Annotated in this window: 11 protein-coding genes, 3 tRNA genes and 1 pseudogene; 7 read left to right on the top strand and 8 right to left on the bottom strand. The window is 68.6% G+C overall.

Annotation, left to right across the window (positions count from 1 at the left end; translation table 11 throughout):
• Nucleotides 1–29 precede the first annotated feature (29 nt).
• Nucleotides 30–114, bottom strand: a tRNA-Leu gene (locus tag AC5P9I_RS10695).
• 50 nt (nucleotides 115–164) lie between these two features.
• Nucleotides 165–1,064: a LysR family transcriptional regulator gene (locus AC5P9I_RS10700; RefSeq protein WP_088475795.1), complete on the bottom strand. Its 900-nt coding sequence runs from the start codon at nucleotides 1,062–1,064 to the stop codon at nucleotides 165–167.
• A 100-nt stretch (nucleotides 1,065–1,164) separates the two neighbouring features.
• Between AC5P9I_RS10700 and AC5P9I_RS10705 the strand changes: the two genes are divergently transcribed.
• Nucleotides 1,165–1,911 (top strand): sulfite exporter TauE/SafE family protein, encoded by a 747-nt coding sequence (locus AC5P9I_RS10705; RefSeq protein ID WP_049470799.1) that lies wholly within the window; start codon nucleotides 1,165–1,167, stop codon nucleotides 1,909–1,911.
• A 56-nt stretch (nucleotides 1,912–1,967) separates the two neighbouring features.
• Here the strand turns inward: AC5P9I_RS10705 and AC5P9I_RS10710 are convergent.
• Nucleotides 1,968–2,052, bottom strand: a tRNA-Leu gene (locus tag AC5P9I_RS10710).
• Nucleotides 2,053–2,256: 204 nt separating this feature from the next.
• A tRNA-Leu gene (locus AC5P9I_RS10715) sits at nucleotides 2,257–2,341 on the bottom strand.
• Between the two features lie 128 nt (nucleotides 2,342–2,469).
• Between AC5P9I_RS10715 and rnr the strand changes: the two genes are divergently transcribed.
• From rnr to rlmB, 3 genes are all read left to right on the top strand, one after another.
• Nucleotides 2,470–4,935 carry a ribonuclease R gene (gene rnr / locus AC5P9I_RS10720; RefSeq protein ID WP_049467013.1) on the top strand — a complete coding sequence of 822 codons (2,466 nt, stop codon included), beginning with the start codon at nucleotides 2,470–2,472 and terminating at the stop codon, nucleotides 4,933–4,935.
• Nucleotides 4,936–5,029: 94 nt separating this feature from the next.
• Nucleotides 5,030–5,512, top strand: coding sequence for a GFA family protein (locus tag AC5P9I_RS10725; protein ID WP_049467012.1), 483 nt, complete (start codon nucleotides 5,030–5,032; stop codon nucleotides 5,510–5,512).
• 159 nt (nucleotides 5,513–5,671) lie between these two features.
• The gene (gene rlmB / locus AC5P9I_RS10730) at nucleotides 5,672–6,415 is read left to right on the top strand and encodes a 23S rRNA (guanosine(2251)-2'-O)-methyltransferase RlmB (protein WP_049467010.1); all 744 of its coding nucleotides are present in this window, start codon (nucleotides 5,672–5,674) and stop codon (nucleotides 6,413–6,415) included.
• Between the two features lie 66 nt (nucleotides 6,416–6,481).
• Here the strand turns inward: rlmB and AC5P9I_RS10735 are convergent, their stop codons facing one another.
• Genes AC5P9I_RS10735 through AC5P9I_RS10745 form a run of 3 tightly spaced genes read right to left on the bottom strand, consistent with a single transcriptional unit; the run spans nucleotide 6,482 to nucleotide 11,126 of the window.
• Nucleotides 6,482–7,933 (bottom strand): efflux transporter outer membrane subunit, encoded by a 1,452-nt coding sequence (locus tag AC5P9I_RS10735; RefSeq protein ID WP_049467008.1) that lies wholly within the window; start codon nucleotides 7,931–7,933, stop codon nucleotides 6,482–6,484.
• Complete coding sequence (locus tag AC5P9I_RS10740) at nucleotides 7,930–9,888, bottom strand: MacB family efflux pump subunit (RefSeq protein ID WP_049467006.1); 1,959 nt, start codon at nucleotides 9,886–9,888, stop codon at nucleotides 7,930–7,932. Before AC5P9I_RS10740 ends, AC5P9I_RS10735 begins: the two co-directional genes overlap by 4 nt.
• The gene (locus AC5P9I_RS10745; RefSeq protein WP_049467004.1) at nucleotides 9,885–11,126 is read right to left on the bottom strand and encodes an efflux RND transporter periplasmic adaptor subunit; all 1,242 of its coding nucleotides are present in this window, start codon (nucleotides 11,124–11,126) and stop codon (nucleotides 9,885–9,887) included. The genes AC5P9I_RS10740 and AC5P9I_RS10745 overlap by 4 nt, the downstream gene beginning before the upstream one ends.
• A gap of 204 nt (nucleotides 11,127–11,330) precedes the next feature.
• Between AC5P9I_RS10745 and AC5P9I_RS10750 the strand changes: the two genes are divergently transcribed.
• From AC5P9I_RS10750 to AC5P9I_RS10760, 3 genes and pseudogenes are all read left to right on the top strand, one after another.
• The gene (locus AC5P9I_RS10750; protein ID WP_005408779.1) at nucleotides 11,331–12,059 is read left to right on the top strand and encodes a response regulator; all 729 of its coding nucleotides are present in this window, start codon (nucleotides 11,331–11,333) and stop codon (nucleotides 12,057–12,059) included.
• Between the two features lie 6 nt (nucleotides 12,060–12,065).
• The gene (locus AC5P9I_RS10755) at nucleotides 12,066–13,475 is read left to right on the top strand and encodes an ATP-binding protein (RefSeq protein WP_049467003.1); all 1,410 of its coding nucleotides are present in this window, start codon (nucleotides 12,066–12,068) and stop codon (nucleotides 13,473–13,475) included.
• 176 nt (nucleotides 13,476–13,651) lie between these two features.
• Nucleotides 13,652–16,673, top strand: a pseudogene (locus AC5P9I_RS10760) (two-component regulator propeller domain-containing protein).
• Between the two features lie 318 nt (nucleotides 16,674–16,991).
• Here AC5P9I_RS10760 and rnt read toward each other — a convergent pair.
• Nucleotides 16,992–17,642 (bottom strand): ribonuclease T, encoded by a 651-nt coding sequence (gene rnt, locus AC5P9I_RS10765; RefSeq protein ID WP_014036542.1) that lies wholly within the window; start codon nucleotides 17,640–17,642, stop codon nucleotides 16,992–16,994.
• Between the last annotated feature and the right edge of the window lie 44 nt (nucleotides 17,643–17,686).

Here is a 17,686-nt window from a genome sequence, read left to right on the forward strand (position 1 = left end):
GCTTTCGCGGGTTTGATCATCTTGAGTCGTGGTGCCCAGGAGAGGACTCGAACCTCCACGGTTTTACCCGCTAGTACCTGAAACTAGTGCGTCTACCAATTCCGCCACCTGGGCGACTCAGGAGGTGAATTGTGCGGGACCACAGCAGATGTGTCAACAACATTTCACGCTTTTTTCTGCGGCTGCACGCCCAGGTGCAGCAGCAGGCTGCGCATCGCCGGTGACAGCTGCGCCCACTCGGCAAAACAGGCGCACAGGCGGCGTTGTGCCCATGCATCGGAGAGCGCTACGCCGACGGCGCGCGTGCTGCGCCGATGCTGTCGGGCGATGGTCCGCGGCACGATACCGACACCGATGCCGTGGCCGACCATGATGCACACGCCTTCGAAGGTCTTCATGCGGATGCGCACGTCCAGCCGGCGCCCGATGTCGAGCGCCCGGTCTTCGATGTAGGTCTGCAGTGCATTGCCATCGGCCAGGGCAACGAAGGTCTCTCCGGCAACCTCGGCAAAAGCCAGGCTGCGCCGGGTCGCGAAGCGGTGGTCGGCAGGCAGCAGCATCACCAGGGGATCTTCGGCGACCACGTGTTGCTGCAGGCCGGCAGCGTCGACCGCATCGCTGATGATGCCGGCCTCGGCCTGGCCCGCGTTGATCGCACGCACGACCTCGGGGCTGGTGCGCTCCAGCAGTTCCACGTGCAGGCGTGGGCGCTCGGCCAGCCACGGCGCGAGCCGCGAGGGCAGGTAGTTGGTCAGCGCGGCGGTGTTGGCATACAGGTGCAGGGTGCCGCGCGCACCCTGCGCGAACGCCTGCAGTTCACCGCGCAGCTGCGCCTGCTGCTGCAGGATCAGGCGTGCATGGTGGGCGAGGGCGGCACCGGCTTCGGTGAGGCTGACGCCGCGCGGATGCCGGTTCAACAGCGCGGTGCCGGCGTCCGTTTCGATCGTGCGCAGGCGCTCGCTGGCCGAAGCCAGTGCCAGGTTCGCCTGCGCTGCGCCGGCCGTGATGCTGCCGGCCTCGGCGATCGCAAGGAACAGGCGCAGGTCGGCGATATCCATCCGCATGGGGGTGCCCTCATCGCAACAGCTGAGCCTTCGGATCAGCCGAAGGCGAGGCCGGGAAGACCGCATTGTGCGCCTGGCAACGGCCCGATCCAATGACGGCATGAATGAATCGACGTACTTCTATCTGTTGCTGGTGGTGGTGTTCGTGCTGGCCGGCGTGGTCAAGGGCGTGACAGGGATGGGGTTGCCGACGGTGGCGATGGGCCTGCTGGGCAGCACCCTGTCACCGGTGGCGGCGGCGTCGATGCTGTTCATTCCGACCTTCGTCACCAATGCATGGCAGCTGTTGTCCGGACCGTCGCTGGGTCGCATCGTGCGCCGACTGTGGCCGATGATGCTGGCGGTGGTGGGGGTGACGCTGGGTTCAGCGGCGCTGCTGGTGCGGGTCGATCGCACCGCATCGCGCATTGCACTCGGCGTGGCGCTGGTGGTCTATGCCGCCTATGCGCTGCTTGCGCCGGTGTTCCGCGTGCCGCAGCGACGCGAGCGCTGGCTGGGGCCGCTGGTGGGGGCACTGTCGGGCGTGGTGACCGGGGCCACCGGCGTGTTCGTGATGCCGGCAGTGCCGTACCTGCAGTCGCTCGGGCTGCAGCGCGACGAACTGGTGCAGGCGCTGGGGCTGGCGTTCACCGTGTCGACGATATCGCTGACCGCCGGACTGGTGCTGCACGGTGCATTCGGTATCCAGCAACTGGGCCTGAGTGCACTGGCCGTGCTGCCGGCGTTGCTGGGCATGTGGCTGGGGCAACTGATCCGGCAGCGGATCAGCGCACGCGTGTTCCGCGCCTGCTTCCTGGGGTTCCTGCTGCTGCTCGGGCTGGAGCTGGTGCTGCGGCCGTTGTTCTGATGCCGGATTCCGGGCATGAAAAAACCCGCTTTCGCGGGTTTTTCTCATTCTCGACGTGGTGCCCAGGAGAGGACTCGAACCTCCACGGTTTTACCCGCTAGTACCTGAAACTAGTGCGTCTACCAATTCCGCCACCTGGGCGTCGAGGAGCGAGATTATGGGGTGCCGTGACGGGGGTGTCAACACTTTTCGTGGGCCTGGGGGTGGACCCCGTTTCGCCTGCGGGATGGGCTATGACCCCATCCCACTCGCTTGGAGTCTGAGCCCTTTCCTCTGGAAAGGGATCCGACCTGCTGCCGGATCACAGGCAAAAAAAATCCCCGCCGAAGCGAGGAGTTTTTTCGTTGGTGCCCAGGAGAGGACTCGAACCTCCACGGTTTTACCCGCTAGTACCTGAAACTAGTGCGTCTACCAATTCCGCCACCTGGGCGTTCCAGAGGCGCAATTGTGAAGATGAATTCGCAGGCTGTCAACGACTTCCTGAATATTTTTGACACGATCGCCTGAAGGCGACCGCTGACCCGTTCTGCACGCCGCCAGCGGCTACCATGTAGGGCGATGACTACCAAAAAACCAAGCAAGGGCGGGAAGCCATCCCGCGGCCAGGCCCCGAACAAGGGCGCCAAGGCGGGCGCAGCCCGCACCACCAAGCCGGGCAAGCCATTGCCGGGCTGGTTTCCCGAATTGAATGAAGGCAGCGCACCGCCGCGCGGCCGCAAGGCCCGAGGCGCCGACGCCGCGGCACCCGGCCCGGCCCCGGGCCGCAAGCTGCCGCCGGCCGGCAAGGTGATCGACGATCCCTATGCCGCACGCGAAGCCGAGAAGTACGAACAGCCCATCGCCAGCCGCGAGGCCATCCTGGCCCTGCTGGAGCGTTGCGAGGGGCCGCAGACGGCAGAGGAACTGGGCGCACGCCTGGGCCTGACCGCCCCGGACCGTGCCGAAGCACTGTCGCGCCGGCTCGGCGCCATGGTCCGCGATGGCCAGCTGGTGCAGAACCGCCGGGGCGGCTTCGCCCCGATCCAGACCCTGAACCTGGTCACCGGCGTGGTGATCGCCAACCCGGAAGGATTCGGTTTCCTGCGTCCGGTCGAGGGCGGCGACGACCTGTTCCTGCCGCCGTATGAAATGCGCAAGGTCATGCACGGTGACAAGGTGCTGGCCCGCGTGACCGGCATTGACCACCGTGGCCGCCGCGAAGGCAGCATCGCCCGCGTGCTGGAGCGCGGCATGACCCGCCTGATCGGCCGTTTCAGTGTCGAGATGGGCATCAATTACGTGGTGCCTGACGACAAGCGCGTGCAGCGCAACGTGCAGGTGCCGCCGGACCAGACCGGCGGCGCGCGCGATGGCCAGCTGGTGGTCTGCGAACTTACCCAGGCACCGGACAGCCGCCGTCCGCCGATCGGCCGCATCATTGCCGTGCTCGGCGACAAGCTGACCGCTTCGCTGGTGGTGGAAACCGCCATCCACGGCCATGAACTGCCGTTCGAGTTCCCGCAGGAGGTGCTGGACGAAGCCGCCTCGGTGCCGCTGGTGGTCGAGCCGGCGATGATCGGCGACCGCGTCGACCTGCGCAGCACGCCGCTGGTCACCATCGACGGTGAAGATGCCAAGGACTTCGACGACGCGGTGTACTGCGAGCCGAATGCCGATGGCTTCCGCCTGGTGGTGGCGATTGCCGATGTCTCCAATTACGTCCGCCCCGGCACGCCGCTGGACGAAGAGGCGCAGAAGCGTGCCACCTCGGTGTACTTCCCGGGCTTCGTGGTGCCGATGCTGCCGGAGACGCTGTCCAACGGCATCTGCTCGCTGATGCCGAAGGTGGACCGCATGTGTTTCGTCTGCGACATGCAGATCGACCGCGATGGCCTGGTCACGCATTCGCGCTTCTACGAAGCCGTGATGAACTCGCACGCGCGCCTGACCTACACCCAGGTGTGGAAGGCGGTGGGCGAGGACGATGCCGAGACCCAGGCCTGGATGGGGGATCTGTTGCCGCACGTGCAGCGCCTGCACCAGCTGTACAAGGTGCTGTCGAAGGCGCGCGCCAAGCGCGGCGCCATCGAATTCGAAAGCAGCGAAGTGCGCTTCGTGCTGGACAATCGCGGTGAAGTCACCCAAGCCGGCATGCTGGTGCGCAACGACGCGCACAAGCTGATTGAGGAATGCATGATCGCGGCCAACGTCGAGGCGGCGAAATACCTGCTGTCGCGCCACGTGCCGGCGCCGTACCGCATCCACGAGAAACCACCGGAAACCAAGTACGCCGACCTGCTCGAGTTCCTCAAGGAGTTCAAGCTGAGCCTGCCGCCGTGGTCGAAGGTGCGCCCGGGCGATTACACCAAGCTGCTGAAGAAGATCCGTGACCGCCCCGATGCCACGCTGCTGGAGTCGGTGCTGCTGCGCAGCCAGAGCCTGGCCATCTACAGCCCGGAGAACCACGGCCACTTCGGCCTGGCGCTGGAGGCGTACGCGCACTTCACTTCGCCGATCCGCCGCTACCCCGACCTGCTGGTGCACCGCGCGATCAAGCATGCGCTGTCCGGCAAGCCACTGGACAAGTTCACCTACAACGCCCGCGAGATGGCCGCGCTGGCGCTGCAGTGCTCCGAGCGCGAGCGCCGTGCCGACGAAGCCGAGCGCGAGGTCGACGAGCGTTACCGCGCGGCGTGGATGGAAAAGCACGTCGGCGGCCAGTTCGACGGCGTGATCAGCGGCGTGACCAGCTTCGGCCTGTTCGTGGAGCTGGACGAGTCGAAGGTGCAGGGCCTGGTGCATGTCACCCAGCTGCCGCAGGACTATTACAAGTTCGACGCGACCCGCAAGACGCTGACCGGCGAGCGCCGCGGCAGCAGCTACCGGCTGGGCGACCGCGTACGCATCCTGGTGCTGAAGGCCAGCATGGAAGAGCGCAAGATCGACTTCCGCCTGGTCGAACACAAGGATGAGGACGAGGGCGAAAGCCTGCCGCCGCTGCCCGAGCGTGGCAAGCCGGCCAAGCGGAAGAAAGAGAAATATTGATGACCGTGGTAGTGCCGGCCGCTGGCCGGCATCCATGGCACCCTCGGCACCGACGGGTTGCCGGCCAGCGGCCGGCACCACCAGGAGACATCGCATGCAGGGCCAACCCGAATACAGCGGTGGCTGCCAGTGCGGCGCGATCCGCTTCCACGTGCGCGGCGCGCTGACCGACAGCTCGATCTGCCACTGCCGCATGTGCCAGAAGGCCTTCGGCGCCTACTACGCGCCGCTGGTGTCGGTGCGCGGCGTGCAGTTCAGCTGGACCCGCGGCCAGCCGCGCCATTTCCAGTCATCCAACCTGGTCCGCCGTGGCTTCTGCGGCGACTGCGGCACGCCGTTGACCTACGAGGCGCCTGATGGCGTGGCCGTGGCTGCCGGCGCATTTGACGAACCCGAGCGCCTGCCGCCGAGGATCCAGTACGGGATCGAGCGCAAGCTGCCGTTCCTCGACAGCCTGGCCCGCCTGCCGGCACGGCGTACCGAGGAGGACCTCGCTGCGCTGGATTTCCTGGCCACCCTCGAGTCCCACCAGCATCCCGACCACGACACCCCGCACTGGCCGCCGCGCAGCCGATGATCCACCTGCAGGCCGAGCCCACGCTCGGCTGCTCTGGGTCCAGGCTTCGTCGGCCCCCGCCGGGCGAGCAGGGGCTCGGCGCTACAGCGGGGCGGCCGGTCGCAGCGCCCGGCCTGCCGATGCTCTACCATAGCCACCCCCTTTCCGGTCCCCGCCCGCATGAGCAAGAACAGCCAGTGGATCGTCGGCGTCAACGCCGTCGCCTCCTCCATCGAGAACGACGCCGAGAACGTCCGCGAAGTGCTGGTCGAGGCCGGTGCGAAGAATCCGCGCCTGACCGAGATCGAGGAGAACGCCCGCCGCAAGGGCATCGACGTGCGCAAGGTGAACGCCCAGGCACTGGACGGTGTCGGCGGTTCGGTGCGGCACCAGGGCGTGGCCGCGCGCTATGCCGCCGCCCGCACCTACAGTGAGAACGAGCTGGAAGGCCTGGTCAGCGCGGCCGAGGGCAAGGCCCTGCTGCTGGTGCTGGACGAGGTGCAGGACCCGCACAACCTCGGCGCCTGCCTGCGCTCGGCCGCGGCCGCCGGTGCCACCGCGGTGATCATCCCGAAGGACAAGTCGGCCACGGTCAATGCCACTGTGCGCAAGACTTCGGCCGGCGCCGCCGACCTCATCCCGGTGGTGGCAGTGACCAACCTGTCGCGCTGCCTGAAGGACCTGCAGAAGCAGGGCGTGTGGATCTACGGCCTGGCCGGTGAGGCCACCGCCTCGCTGTACCAGCTGGACCTGAAGGGCAACATCGCCCTGGTGCTGGGCGGCGAAGCCGACGGCCTGCGCCGGCTGACCCGCGAGAACTGCGATGGCCTGGTCAAGATCCCGATGCCGGGCGAAATCGAGAGCCTGAACGTTTCGGTCGCCGCCGGCGTCAGCCTGTTCGAGGCCGTGCGCCAGCGCGGTTGACCAGCCAGCGCGATGTGATCGGGGTCAGATTGCTTTTCCAATGGGAAAAGGAATCTGACCCCTTTTTCATGTCCTGCGTCGACCCGCGCTGCCGCCCAGTGCCTTGAACAGGGTCACGTCGTTGTTCAGCTGGCCCTGGCGCGCACGCGCCAGCGACAGCTCTGCGTCGCGCCGGGTCTGCTGCGCTTCCAGCCAGGTGCGCAGGTCGGTGGCACCCACGCGGTAACGCACTTCCTGCGCGCGCTCCACTTCCACTGCTTCGTCGTACGAAGCCTGCGAGGCCGCCACCTGGCGCGCCAGCTGCTCGCGGGCCGACAGTGCGTTGTCCACTTCCGAGAGCGCGGTGTACAGCGTCTTGCGGAAATTGGTCGCGGCGATCTGGTAGGCGGTGCCGGCGATATCGGTATCCAGCTGCGCACGCTGCAGGTTGAGGAAGGGAAGCGACAGTCCGGCCCCGAGCGTGGCGACCGGGTTGCGCAGCACATCACCCAGCGACGTCGCGCTGGAGCCCAGGCTGCCGGTCAGGCTCAGCGCCGGGTAGTACTGGGTGGCAGTGACCTTGATCGTCTTCAGGCTGTTGCGCAGGCGCAGTTCCGCCGCACGCAGGTCGGGCCGGCGGCCGAGCAGGTCGGTCGGCAGGCCTTCGGCGATGGGCGGACTGCGTGCGCCCAGCAGGTCCTGCGGCTCGTCCTCCTGCGGCCACGGCGTGCCGTCCAGCAGCACGGTCAGCGCGTTGCGCACCTCCACCCGCTGCTGTTCCAGCGCACTCTGCGCCGAGCGCTGCGACTGCAGGTTCTGCAGCGCCTGGCGCACTTCCAGGCGCGATACCGCGCCGGCGTCGAAGCGGGCCTGCACCAGTTCCCGGGTGCGTTCCAGGCGCTCCAGGTTGGCCTGGCCGGTGGCGATCGACTGGTTGAGGTAAGCCAGGTTCCAGTACTGGGTGATGGTGTCGCCGATCACCAGCAGGGCGGTGTTCTGCCGGTCTTCCTCGCTGGCTTCGGCCTCCCAGCGGGCGATGTCGCGCTGGGTCCTCAGGCGCCCCCACAGGTCCACTTCCCAGCCCAGCGAGACGCCGGTGGAATAGCTGCGGCGCCAGTCGTCGGCCTGGTCGGTGGCGCGGCTGGCGCTGCCGCTCACGCCGGAGGACGAAGGCTGCGGCCACAACGCGTTGCTGGCCAGGCCGGCCTGCAGGCGCGAGCGCTGCACGGCCAGGCCGGCGGCGGCCAGATCGCTGTTGGCGGCCAGCGCCTGCGCCACCAGGCGGTCCAGGCGTTCATCGCCGAAGCCGGTCCACCAGGTGTCCTGGCGGATGTCGCGGCCCGGTGTATCCAGGCTGCTGCGCGGGTCGTCGGCCGGCGCGTTGAGGGTGGCATCGCCACGCCCATACTGCCCCGCCACGGCCGGGTCATGCACCGGGTAGCGGCCGACCGACGCGCAGCCGGACAGGGCAAGTACAACGGCACCGGCCAGCAGCAGGTGCCGGGGAGCGGGGAAGGGCAGTCGGGTCATCTTCTTCATTCGCGGGCCAGGGCCTCCACCGGATCGAGTTGCGCAGCGTTGCGTGCGGGCAGGAAGCCGAACGCCACGCCGATCAGGGTCGAGCAGGCGAACGCCGCAACGATCGAGGCCGGGGAGAACAGCACCTGGAAATCGCTGGCGAAGCGGCCGATCATCGAGCCCAGCAGCAGCGCCAGGCCGATGCCGAGCACGCCGCCGAGCAGGCACACCAGCACCGCCTCGATCAGGAACTGCTGGCGGATATCACTCTGACGCGCACCCACCGCCATGCGCACCCCGATCTCGCGGGTGCGCTCGGTGACTGACACCAGCATGATGTTCATCACGCCGATGCCACCGACCAGCAGTGCGATGGCGGCGATGGCACCGATCAGCAGGGTCATCGTGCGCGTGGTCTGCTCGATGGTTTCGCGGATCTCGGCGCTGTTGCTGAGGAAGAAGTCCTCGGTGCCATGGCGCAGGGTCAGCAGGCGGGTAATTGCCTCCTGCGCCGCATCCATCGGCGTGTCGTCGTCCACGCGCACGGTGATGCTGGACACGTGGCTCTGGCCGAGCATGCGCGACATCACCGTGGTGTACGGCACCCACACACTGAGGCTGGTGCTGCCACCGAAACCGAAGCTCTGCCGCTTGGCCACGCCCACCACGCGCGCCGGCACGTTGCCGAGCAGGATCACCTGGCCGACCGGATCGACATCCGGGAAGAACTGGGTCTGGGTGTTCTCGTCGATCACCGCCACCTGGCCCAGGCCCTTCACCGCGTCGGCATCGAAGAAGCTGCCACTGAGCAGGGTCACGCCCTTGACCCGGAAGAACTGCTCGCCAACGCCGCTGACCTGCGCGGTGGAGGACTGGTTGCGGTAGCGCGCGGTGACCGAGGTCGACACGCTGGGGGTGGCACTGTCAACGTAGCTCTGCCTTGCCAGCGCATCGGCATCGCTGGCCTTGAGCGTCTGAACCCGCGCCGAGCGCATGTCGCCGAAACCACGACCGGGGTAGACGTCGATGGTGTTGGTGCCGAGCGCGCTGATGTTCTGCAGGATCTGCTGCTGCGAGCCGTTGCCCAGCGCCACCACCGACACCACCGAGGCGATGCCGATGATGATGCCGAGCATGGTCAGGAAGGTGCGCAGCCGATGTGCGTTCATCGCCAGCAGGGCCATGCGGAACGCTTCGGTGAAGCGGTCGCGTGCCGCCCGCCAGCTGTTGCCGTGGGCGACGCCGGTGCTGGCCTCGCGCTGTGCGCGGTAGCTCGGTGCGTTCGGATTGGCGCGGTCGGCGATGATCTCGCCGTCGCGGATCTCGATGATGCGCTGCGCGTGTTCGGCCACGTTCATGTCGTGGGTGACGATGATGATGGTGTGGCCTTCGGCATGCAGCTCGCCGAGGATCGCCATCACTTCCTCGCCGGATTTCGTGTCGAGCGCGCCGGTCGGCTCGTCGGCCAGGATCACCTCGCCACCGTTCATCAGGGCACGCGCGATCGACACGCGCTGCTGCTGGCCACCGGACAGCTGGCCCGGCTTGTGATGCATGCGATCACCCAGGCCCAGGCGCTGCAGCAGTTGCTCGGCACGCGCGTTGCGCACGGCACCGGGGCTGCCGGCATACACCGCCGGCACCTCCACGTTGCCGCGCGCATCCAGGTCGCCGAGCAGGTGGTAGCGCTGGAAGATGAAGCCGAAATGCTCGCGGCGCAGTTCGGCCAGTTCGTCCGGCTGCATCCGTCCGGTTTCGCGGCCGGCCACCTGGTAGCTGCCGCGGGTGGGGCGGTCGAGGCAGCCGAGGATGTTCATCAGCGTCGACTTGCCCGAGCCGGACTGGCCGACGATGGCCACCATCTCACCGGCGTGGATGTCCAGATTGACGTCGCGCAGTACGGCGATCACCTCGTCGCCGGCCGGGAATTCACGTCGCAGGTCGCGCAGGCGCAGCAGCGGCGCCGTCGTGCTCATCGGCGCCCCATGCCCGGGCCACCGACCCGCATCGGCATGCCGCCGCGGTTGCCGCCGCTGGCACCGGCACCGGCGGCGCTGGCTTCGCCGACCACCACGCGCTCGCCTTCCTTCAACCCCGACAGGATCTCGGCGGAGGCGCCATTGTTGATGCCCACCGTGACCTTGCGCGGCTGCGGCTGGCCCTTGTCGTCCAGCACCCGCACCATGCGCTCGTTTCCACGGCGCTTCGGCCCCAGCGCCACCGCCGGCACCGTCAGCACGCCCTTGGCCTGCTTGAGCAGTACCGAGACCTGCGCGGTCATGTCGATGCGCAGCGTGCCGTCGGGATTCTCCACGTCGAACAGCGCGTTGTAGTAGACCGCGCTGCTGGAACTGGAACTGGACGAACTGCTGGAGCTGGAGGAGCTTTCGTTGGCGATCGAGGCCGGCGCCGGATTGATCTGGCGCAGCGTGGCGTGATACTTGCGGTCCGGATCGCCCAGGGTGGTGAAGTACACCGGCATGCCGGGCTTTATCTTGACCACGTCGGCTTCGGAGATCTCGGCATTGACGGTGACCACGTCCAGCCGCGCCAGCATCACGATGGTCGGTGCGGTCTGGTTGGCGTTCACGGTGCGGCCTTCTTCGGCCACCACCGCCACCACGGTGCCATCCATCGGCGCGGTGATGCGGGTGTAGGCCAGGTTGGCGCGGGCGGTGCCCAGCTCGGTTTCGCGGCCCTTGATCTGTGCCTCATAGGACTGCAGCTGGGCGCGGGCGGTCTTCAGCTGTGCCTCGGCGGCATCGTACTCCTGGCGCGAGGTGGCCTCGGCGGCCAGCATCTGCTGCTGCCGCGCGAATTCCAGTTCGGCCTGGCGCAGGGTGGCCTGCTGCACGGCGCGCTGCGCGGTGACCTGGTCCAGCGAGGCCTGCGCGTTGAGCACCTGGTTCTGCTGGGTGGTGGCGTCGATCTCGGCGATCAGGTCGCCTTCCTTCACCGTATCGCCCAGCTGCACCTTCAGCGACTTGATCTGGCCCGAGGCCTGCGCGCCGACGCTGACCAGCTTGTAGGCATCGATCACGCCGGTCGCGTCCACGGTCTGCTCGATGTCACCGCGGCTGACCGGCGAGGTGGCCACGGCCGGGGCGGCGGGCTTGCGCAGCAGCCACCAGGCGGTGGCGGCGACGATCAGGGCAAGCAGGGCGATCAGCATCAGGCGACCCCGGCGGGTCGCGGGCAACAGGCGGAACGTCACGTGGTGGCTTCACTCTCTGGACCGCGCGGGCGGCGTTGGCAGGCATTGTGAAGACCGGACGATGGACCGCTCAATCCTCGGGGTATGTCTGTGTGTAACACTGTCGGTGAATACGCGTAACCACAGGTATCCCGTCCCCGGGTGGATACACTGGTACGCATTGCCCCGGATGCGGTTCAGCTGCCGACACGGGATGATCGCGACATGGAGACTGAAAACACGATGCATCGACTGCTGATCGTCGACGACGACAACGACATCCGCACGCTGCTGGCCGAGCAGCTCGGCCGCGCCGGCTACCAGGTGAGCACTGCCGCCGATGGCACCGCCATGCGCCAGCTGCTGGACCGCGAGCACGTGGACCTGATCGTGCTCGACCTCAACCTGCCGCGCGAGGATGGCCTGACCCTGTGCCGCGACCTGCGTGCGCGCTCGAACACGCCGGTGATCATGCTCACCGCCCGCGCCGAGCCGATCGACCGCGTGCTGGGCCTGGAAATGGGCGCCGACGACTACCTGGCCAAGCCGTTCGAGCCGCGTGAACTGCTGGCGCGCATCCGCAACGTGCTGCGCCGGACCGAGGCGCTGCCGGCCAACCTGGAACCGCTGGCGGTACGCCGCGCGCGTTTCTCGCGCTGGGTATTCGACCTGGAGCATCGCCACCTGGTCGACCCGGATGACCGCGTGGTGGTGCTGTCCGGTGCCGAGTTCCGCCTGCTGCGGGTGTTCATCGCCCACGCCAACAAGGTGCTGTCGCGCGAGCAGCTGGTCGCGCTCAGCAGTGGCCGCAACTATGAGGCACAGGATCGTGCGATCGACCTGCAGGTCAGCCGCCTGCGCAACAAGCTGGGCGACGACGGCGGCCCGGACGGGCTGATCAAGACCGTACGCAACGAAGGCTACGTGCTGGCCTCGTCGGTCAACCTGGAATAAGCGGCGATGAAACGCCTGCGCCATTTCCTGTCCTCGATGGTCGGGCGGTTGTTCGTGATCCTGCTGCTGGGCATGGCGGTGGCGGCGATCGGCGCGACCATGCTGGCCACGTCAAAGCGCCAGCAGGAATTCGAGCGGCAGAACCTGAACCGGATCGCCGACCGCCTGCAGGGCTACGTCAACCTGCTGGACGGCAATCCGGAGCTGCGTGAGCGCCTGCTGGCGATCGGCGGGCCAAGCGTGCGCGCGCTGCAGCCGGGCGCCCGGCTGGGACGCGCCGACACGGCGCTGATGGAAGTGCTGGAAGACCGGCCGGGGCCGGTGTCGCGCGCACATGTGCACTTCACTTCATTCCGGTCCTGCATTCCCAAGCTGCAGGACCTGCTGCCGCCACCGCCGCCGGGCCATCGGCGGCCACCGCGCGAACGCGACCCGGCCTTCATCCCGCCCAAGTGCCGCGCGGTGGACGTGACCCTCAACGACGGCACGCTGCTGAAGCTGGCGCTGGACTCGCCGGCGGTGGCGCACAACGGCATCCTGGCCGTGGACCCGTGGTTCCTGACCCTGCTGGTGCTGGCGATCGCGGTGCTGGCCTACATCGTTGCGCGCATGGCCAGCGCGCCACTGCAGGAACTGGCCGCCGCCGCCGAAGACCTCGGCGATGACCTGCAGCGCGACCCGTTGCCCCTGCGCGGGCCGCGCGAAGTGCAGCGCGCCGCCGAAGCCTTCAACGCCATGCAGCACCGCCTGCAGCGGCACCTGGCCGAACGCACGCAGATGCTGGCGGCGATCACCCATGACCTGCAGACGCCGTTGACGCGGCTGCGCCTGCGCCTGGAGAACGTCAGCGACGAGACCCTGCGCGAGCGCCTGATCGGTGACCTGGCCGCGATGCAGGCGCTGGTGCGCGAGGGCCTGGAACTGGCCCGCAGTGCCGAGAGTGCCGAGCAGCGCGCCGCACTGGACCTGGATTCGCTGCTGGAGAGCATTGTCGAGGACACCGCCGAAGGCGGCGCCGATGTGGTCTTCGAAGGCGGCAGCGGTGCGGTGCTGATGCTGCGGCCGCTGGCCATGCATCGCCTGTTCTCCAACCTGGTGGACAACGCGGTGATGTATGCGCAGCGGGCACGGGTGCGGGTCGAGCGCAGCGGCGGTGCGATCACCGTGGTGGTGGCCGACGATGGCCCCGGCCTGGCCGAGGAGCAGCTGGAGGCGGTGTTCGATCCGTTCGTGCGGGTGGAAACCTCGCGTTCGCGCGAGACCGGCGGTGCCGGCCTGGGCCTGACCATTGCCCGCGCCCTGGCCGAAAAGGACGGGGCCCGGCTGTGGCTGCGCAACCGGGCCGAAGGGGGCCTGGAGGCGGTGGTGCAGTGGCCGGCCAGTGCCCAGGTGGTGGCGCCCGGCCGCGCCGGCTGAGCCGGGGCGCCGCACGCGGTGACGCCCGGGCCGGGGTTTGGCCTATCATCTGCGCATCTCCCCAGCCTCTCCCCGATGAGCCAGCCCGTTCCTGCCGGCATGCCAGCGCGCGCTGCCCGGTTGTTCCTGCACGCTGCCGCGTCCTGCAGCCGCACCTGGCCGCCGCCGCCGCGCTGATGGGCGGGCAGGGGGATCAGGGGCGCTGGGTGGAGCGCCGCGCATCAGCCATCCAGCGGGCACTGCGACAGGGCCTGCTATGGCTGCTGCTGGCCCTGGCGCTGCCACTGGCTGCGCAGGAGGGCGCACCGCCGCTGCGCGACTACGCCATCGACGTATGGACCTCGCGCAATGGCCTGCCGCACAACTCGCTGCGCGACATCGCACAGACGCCGGAGGGCCATCTGTGGTTCGCCACCTGGGAAGGGCTGGTGCGCTACAACGGGCTGGATTTCACCGTGTTCGACCGCAGCACGCGCCCGGGCCTGCGCGACAACGGCATCGGCGCGCTGTTCGTCGACCGCCAGGGCGGGCTGTGGATCAGCGACTCGCGCGGCAATGTCAGCCACCGCGGCAGTGATGGCCAGTGGCGGGTCTGGGAGCACCAGGCGGATACGCCGCAGGTGCTGATCCAGTCCATGCAGATGGACAGCCAGGGCCGGCTGTGGCTGTTGTACGAAGGCAAGGGCATCGGCTATCTGACGCCGGACTCGGGCATCGTCTACCGGGCGCCGGCGGCCGACCTGCCGATGGCGATGAGCTTCACCAGGCTGGTGGTTGATGCGCAGGACCGGGTCTGGGTCGGCACGCTCGACGGGCTGGTGCTGCGCGACAACGACGGCGTACTCAAGCGGGCGCCTGCGGCGTGGGGGCTGGGCGCCGGCACTGGCCTGTCGTGGCCGTACCGCGCGCCGGACGGCGCGTTGTGGATCGTCGCCGGCGAGCGCCTGTACCGGGTGGAGGACGATCGGCTGGTGCTGGTGCACCGCCTGCCCGGCCAGCTGCACATGACCTCGATGCTGCAGGACCGGCACGGCGACCTGTGGCTGGGCACCGAGAACCAGGGGCTGCTGCGCATCTCCGGGCACGGCCTGGAGCGGCTGCCGGCCGGCCTGAACCTGCCGGGTGGACGCGTGGTCAGCCTGCGCGAGGATGCCGAAGGCAGCATCTGGGTGGGCGCCAATGGCGGCCTGTACCGCCTGCGCGAGACACTGTTCAGCAGCTACACCGAGCGCGACGGGCTCAGTGGCGACTACGTGCGCACGGTGTTGGAGGACCGCGACCGCCAGCTGTGGGTCGGCAGCGCCAGCGGGCTTGACCTGCAGACCGCCGATGGCCGTTTCCGGGCGATGCCGCTGCACAACCGCGGCGGCAAGGCACCGTCGGTGCTGAGCCTGGCGCAGGGGCCCGATGGTGACCTGTGGGTGGGAACATTCGGCGATGGTGTCTACCGGCTCGGCCGCGACGGCCAGCTGCGCCACAACTACGCGGCCGCCGATGGCATGCCGGGCGGCAACATCCGTGCGATCAGCGTTGATCCGCAGGGCGTGGTCTGGGCCGGCACGCAGAAGGGCGTGGTGCGCATCGACGGCGACCGCGTGCAGGTCTCGGACGTGCCCGGCATGCCCGGCGGCCTGATCACCGCGCTCGAGCATGACCACCAGGGCAACCTGTGGATCGGCACCATCGAAGGCATCCGCGTGCTGCGCGGCGACCACGTGCAGTCGATCGACCTGGCGCCGCTGGGCGGCGGCCGCAGCGTGTTCGGCTTCCACCAGTTGGGCGACGCGATGTGGATCAGCAGTGATCGCGGCCTGTACCGCTGGCGCAATGGCAGGCTGGCACGGGCTGGAGCAGGGCATGCCGGTGGATGCGGTGTTCCAGCTGGTGCCCGATCGCCTTGGTAATGTGTGGATCAGCAGCAATCGCGGTGTGCTGCGCACCGACATGGCTACCCTCAACGCGGTCGCCGACGGCCGTACGCCGCGGGTGGTGGTGGAGCGCTACAACGAGATCGACGGCATGGCCAATGCACAGGCCAACGGCAGTTCCGGTCCATCGGCGATCCTGCGCCAGGATGGCACGTTCTGGGTGGTCACCGCCGGCGGCCTGAGCACGGTCGACCCGCAGCGCCTGCAGCGCTTCCGCGAGCGCCCGTCACCGCCTGCGGCGATCGAAAGCGTGCAGGTGGACGGCGCGCCGGTGCATTGGGAAGGACCGGAGCGCAACGCCATTCCCGGCGGTCGCCGGCTGGCGGTGAGCTACGTCGGCCTGAGCTACCTGATGTCCGACCGGATCCGCTACCGCACGCGGCTGGACGGGCTCGATGCCGGCTGGGTCGAGCGCGGCCCGCAGCGCAGCGTCGAGTTCGTCGGCCTGCCGCCGGGCGACTACACCCTGCACGTGGCGGCGGCGCACCCGGGAGGCACCTGGGGCCAGCAGGAGGCAGTGTGGAGCTTCAGTGTCGAGCCGTTCTGGTGGCAGCGCCGCAGCGTGCAGGTACTGGCGGGCCTGTTGCTGCTGGGCGGCCTGGTGGCGCTGTACCGGCTGCTGCTGCAGCAGCTGCAGGCCAGCAACCTGCGCCTGGCGCGGCGAGTGGACGAAGCGACCTTCGACCTGCAGGCCAAGACCGTGCACCTGCAGGCGCTGAACCAGGAAAAGACCGAACTGGCCGAGCGCCTGGCGCGGCAGGCCGAGGCGTTCGAGCGGCAGGCCCGCGAAGACGCCCTGACCGGCCTGGCCAACCGCCGTGGCTTCGACGAGACGCTGGCGCGTGATTTCGCCCGCTCGCAGCGCAGTGGCCATCCACTGTGCCTGGTGGTGCTGGACATCGACCACTTCAAGGCCGTCAACGATCGCCACAGCCACAGCATCGGCGATGCCGTGCTGGTGCAGGTGGCCACGTTGATCGCTGCGGCCTGCCGCGACTCCGACCTGCCGGCGCGCACCGGCGGCGAAGAGTTCGCGCTGCTGCTCAACGACACCCGCCTGGAAGAGGCCGCACAGCTGTGTGCACGGCTGCGCGGCCTGTTCCATGACCACCCGGACTGGGCCGGGGTGGCAGGACTGCGCGTGACCTTCAGCGCCGGCCTGGTGGAGCTGGACGCCGACGACCGCACCCCGGCGCTGCTGTACCAGCGCGCCGACCGCGCGCTGTACCGCGCCAAGAGTGACGGCCGGGATCGGACGAGCATTGGTTGAGTTCATCCACGCATGGCGTGGCGCTACGGGTGTTGCCGTACCAACGGTCGGCATCCACCAGAGACGTGACCCACCACAGCAGTGATCGTCAGCCCCCGACGAGCGCCGCGACACGCTGCTGCTCCCGCTTTTTCTGATCTTTCCGTGGCGGCCAGCAACCTTTCGAAGGCCGGGCAGGGGGGCGCGCGGGGGTATCCGCGCCATGGATGGCGCGGCTAAGCCCGCAGGGACGGGTTGACGGCGTCCCGCGCGAACCCACCTTGCTCGGCCCAACCGATGATTCGCTTCACGCCACGAGGGGCTCCGCCGCTGGCCGCTTCACCGCGGCCAGGCGTTGGCGATGGTGCAGAACAGCCGCGCGGTCTGTTCGGTGTCATACACCGCGCTGTGGGCCTCGTTGGCATCCCAGCCCAGCCCGGCCGCGGTGGCCGCGCGTGCCAGCACCGTCTGCCCGTAGGCGATCCCGGCCAGGGTCACCGTGTCGAAGACGCTGAACGGATGGAACGGATTGCGCTTGTGGCCGGTCCGCGCCACGGCCGCATTGACGAAGCCAAGGTCGAAATGCGCGTTGTGGCCGACCAGGATCGCGCGCTGGCAACCGTACTTCTTCATCGCCGCGCGCACCGGAGTGAAGATGTGGTCCAGCGCCGCCTTTTCTTCCTTGGCCAGCCGGAACGGGTGGTCAAGGATGATGCCGGTCACTTCCAGCGACTTGGGGTCGATTTCCAGGCCTTCGGCCGGTACCACATGGGCGCTGGCAGTCTGGCCGGGGTACAGCAGGCCGTTCTCGTCCATCTCGATCGGCACGGCTGCGATTTCCAGCAGCGCATTGCGCTGGCTGTCGAAGCCGCCGGTTTCCACATCCACGACCACCGGCAGGAAGCCGCGGAAGCGTTGGGACATCGCGCGCTGCGCCTGGGGTACTGCGGAATCGGGAGCGGCGGCAGGTGCGGGGGTGGGGTCAGTCATGCGTGAATTCTAGCAGAGCGCCCCTGAGCGCCCGGCTGGCCTGT

The sequence above is a fragment of the Stenotrophomonas sp. YJH_SMC_29 genome (assembly GCF_059371235.1).

Excerpts from the sequence above, each read along its gene's own strand:
- AC5P9I_RS10700 (WP_088475795.1), bottom strand. The coding sequence starts at position 1,064 with ATGCGGATGGATATCGCCGACCTGCGCCTGTTCCTTGCGATCGCCGAG.
- AC5P9I_RS10705 (WP_049470799.1), top strand. The coding sequence starts at position 1,165 with ATGAATGAATCGACGTACTTCTATCTGTTGCTGGTGGTGGTGTTCGTG.
- rnr (WP_049467013.1), top strand. The coding sequence starts at position 2,470 with ATGACTACCAAAAAACCAAGCAAGGGCGGGAAGCCATCCCGCGGCCAG.
- AC5P9I_RS10725 (WP_049467012.1), top strand. The coding sequence starts at position 5,030 with ATGCAGGGCCAACCCGAATACAGCGGTGGCTGCCAGTGCGGCGCGATC.
- rlmB (WP_049467010.1), top strand. The coding sequence starts at position 5,672 with ATGAGCAAGAACAGCCAGTGGATCGTCGGCGTCAACGCCGTCGCCTCC.
- AC5P9I_RS10735 (WP_049467008.1), bottom strand. The coding sequence starts at position 7,933 with ATGAAGAAGATGACCCGACTGCCCTTCCCCGCTCCCCGGCACCTGCTG.
- AC5P9I_RS10740 (WP_049467006.1), bottom strand. The coding sequence starts at position 9,888 with ATGAGCACGACGGCGCCGCTGCTGCGCCTGCGCGACCTGCGACGTGAA.
- AC5P9I_RS10750 (WP_005408779.1), top strand. The coding sequence starts at position 11,331 with ATGGAGACTGAAAACACGATGCATCGACTGCTGATCGTCGACGACGAC.
- AC5P9I_RS10755 (WP_049467003.1), top strand. The coding sequence starts at position 12,066 with ATGAAACGCCTGCGCCATTTCCTGTCCTCGATGGTCGGGCGGTTGTTC.
- rnt (WP_014036542.1), bottom strand. The coding sequence starts at position 17,642 with ATGACTGACCCCACCCCCGCACCTGCCGCCGCTCCCGATTCCGCAGTA.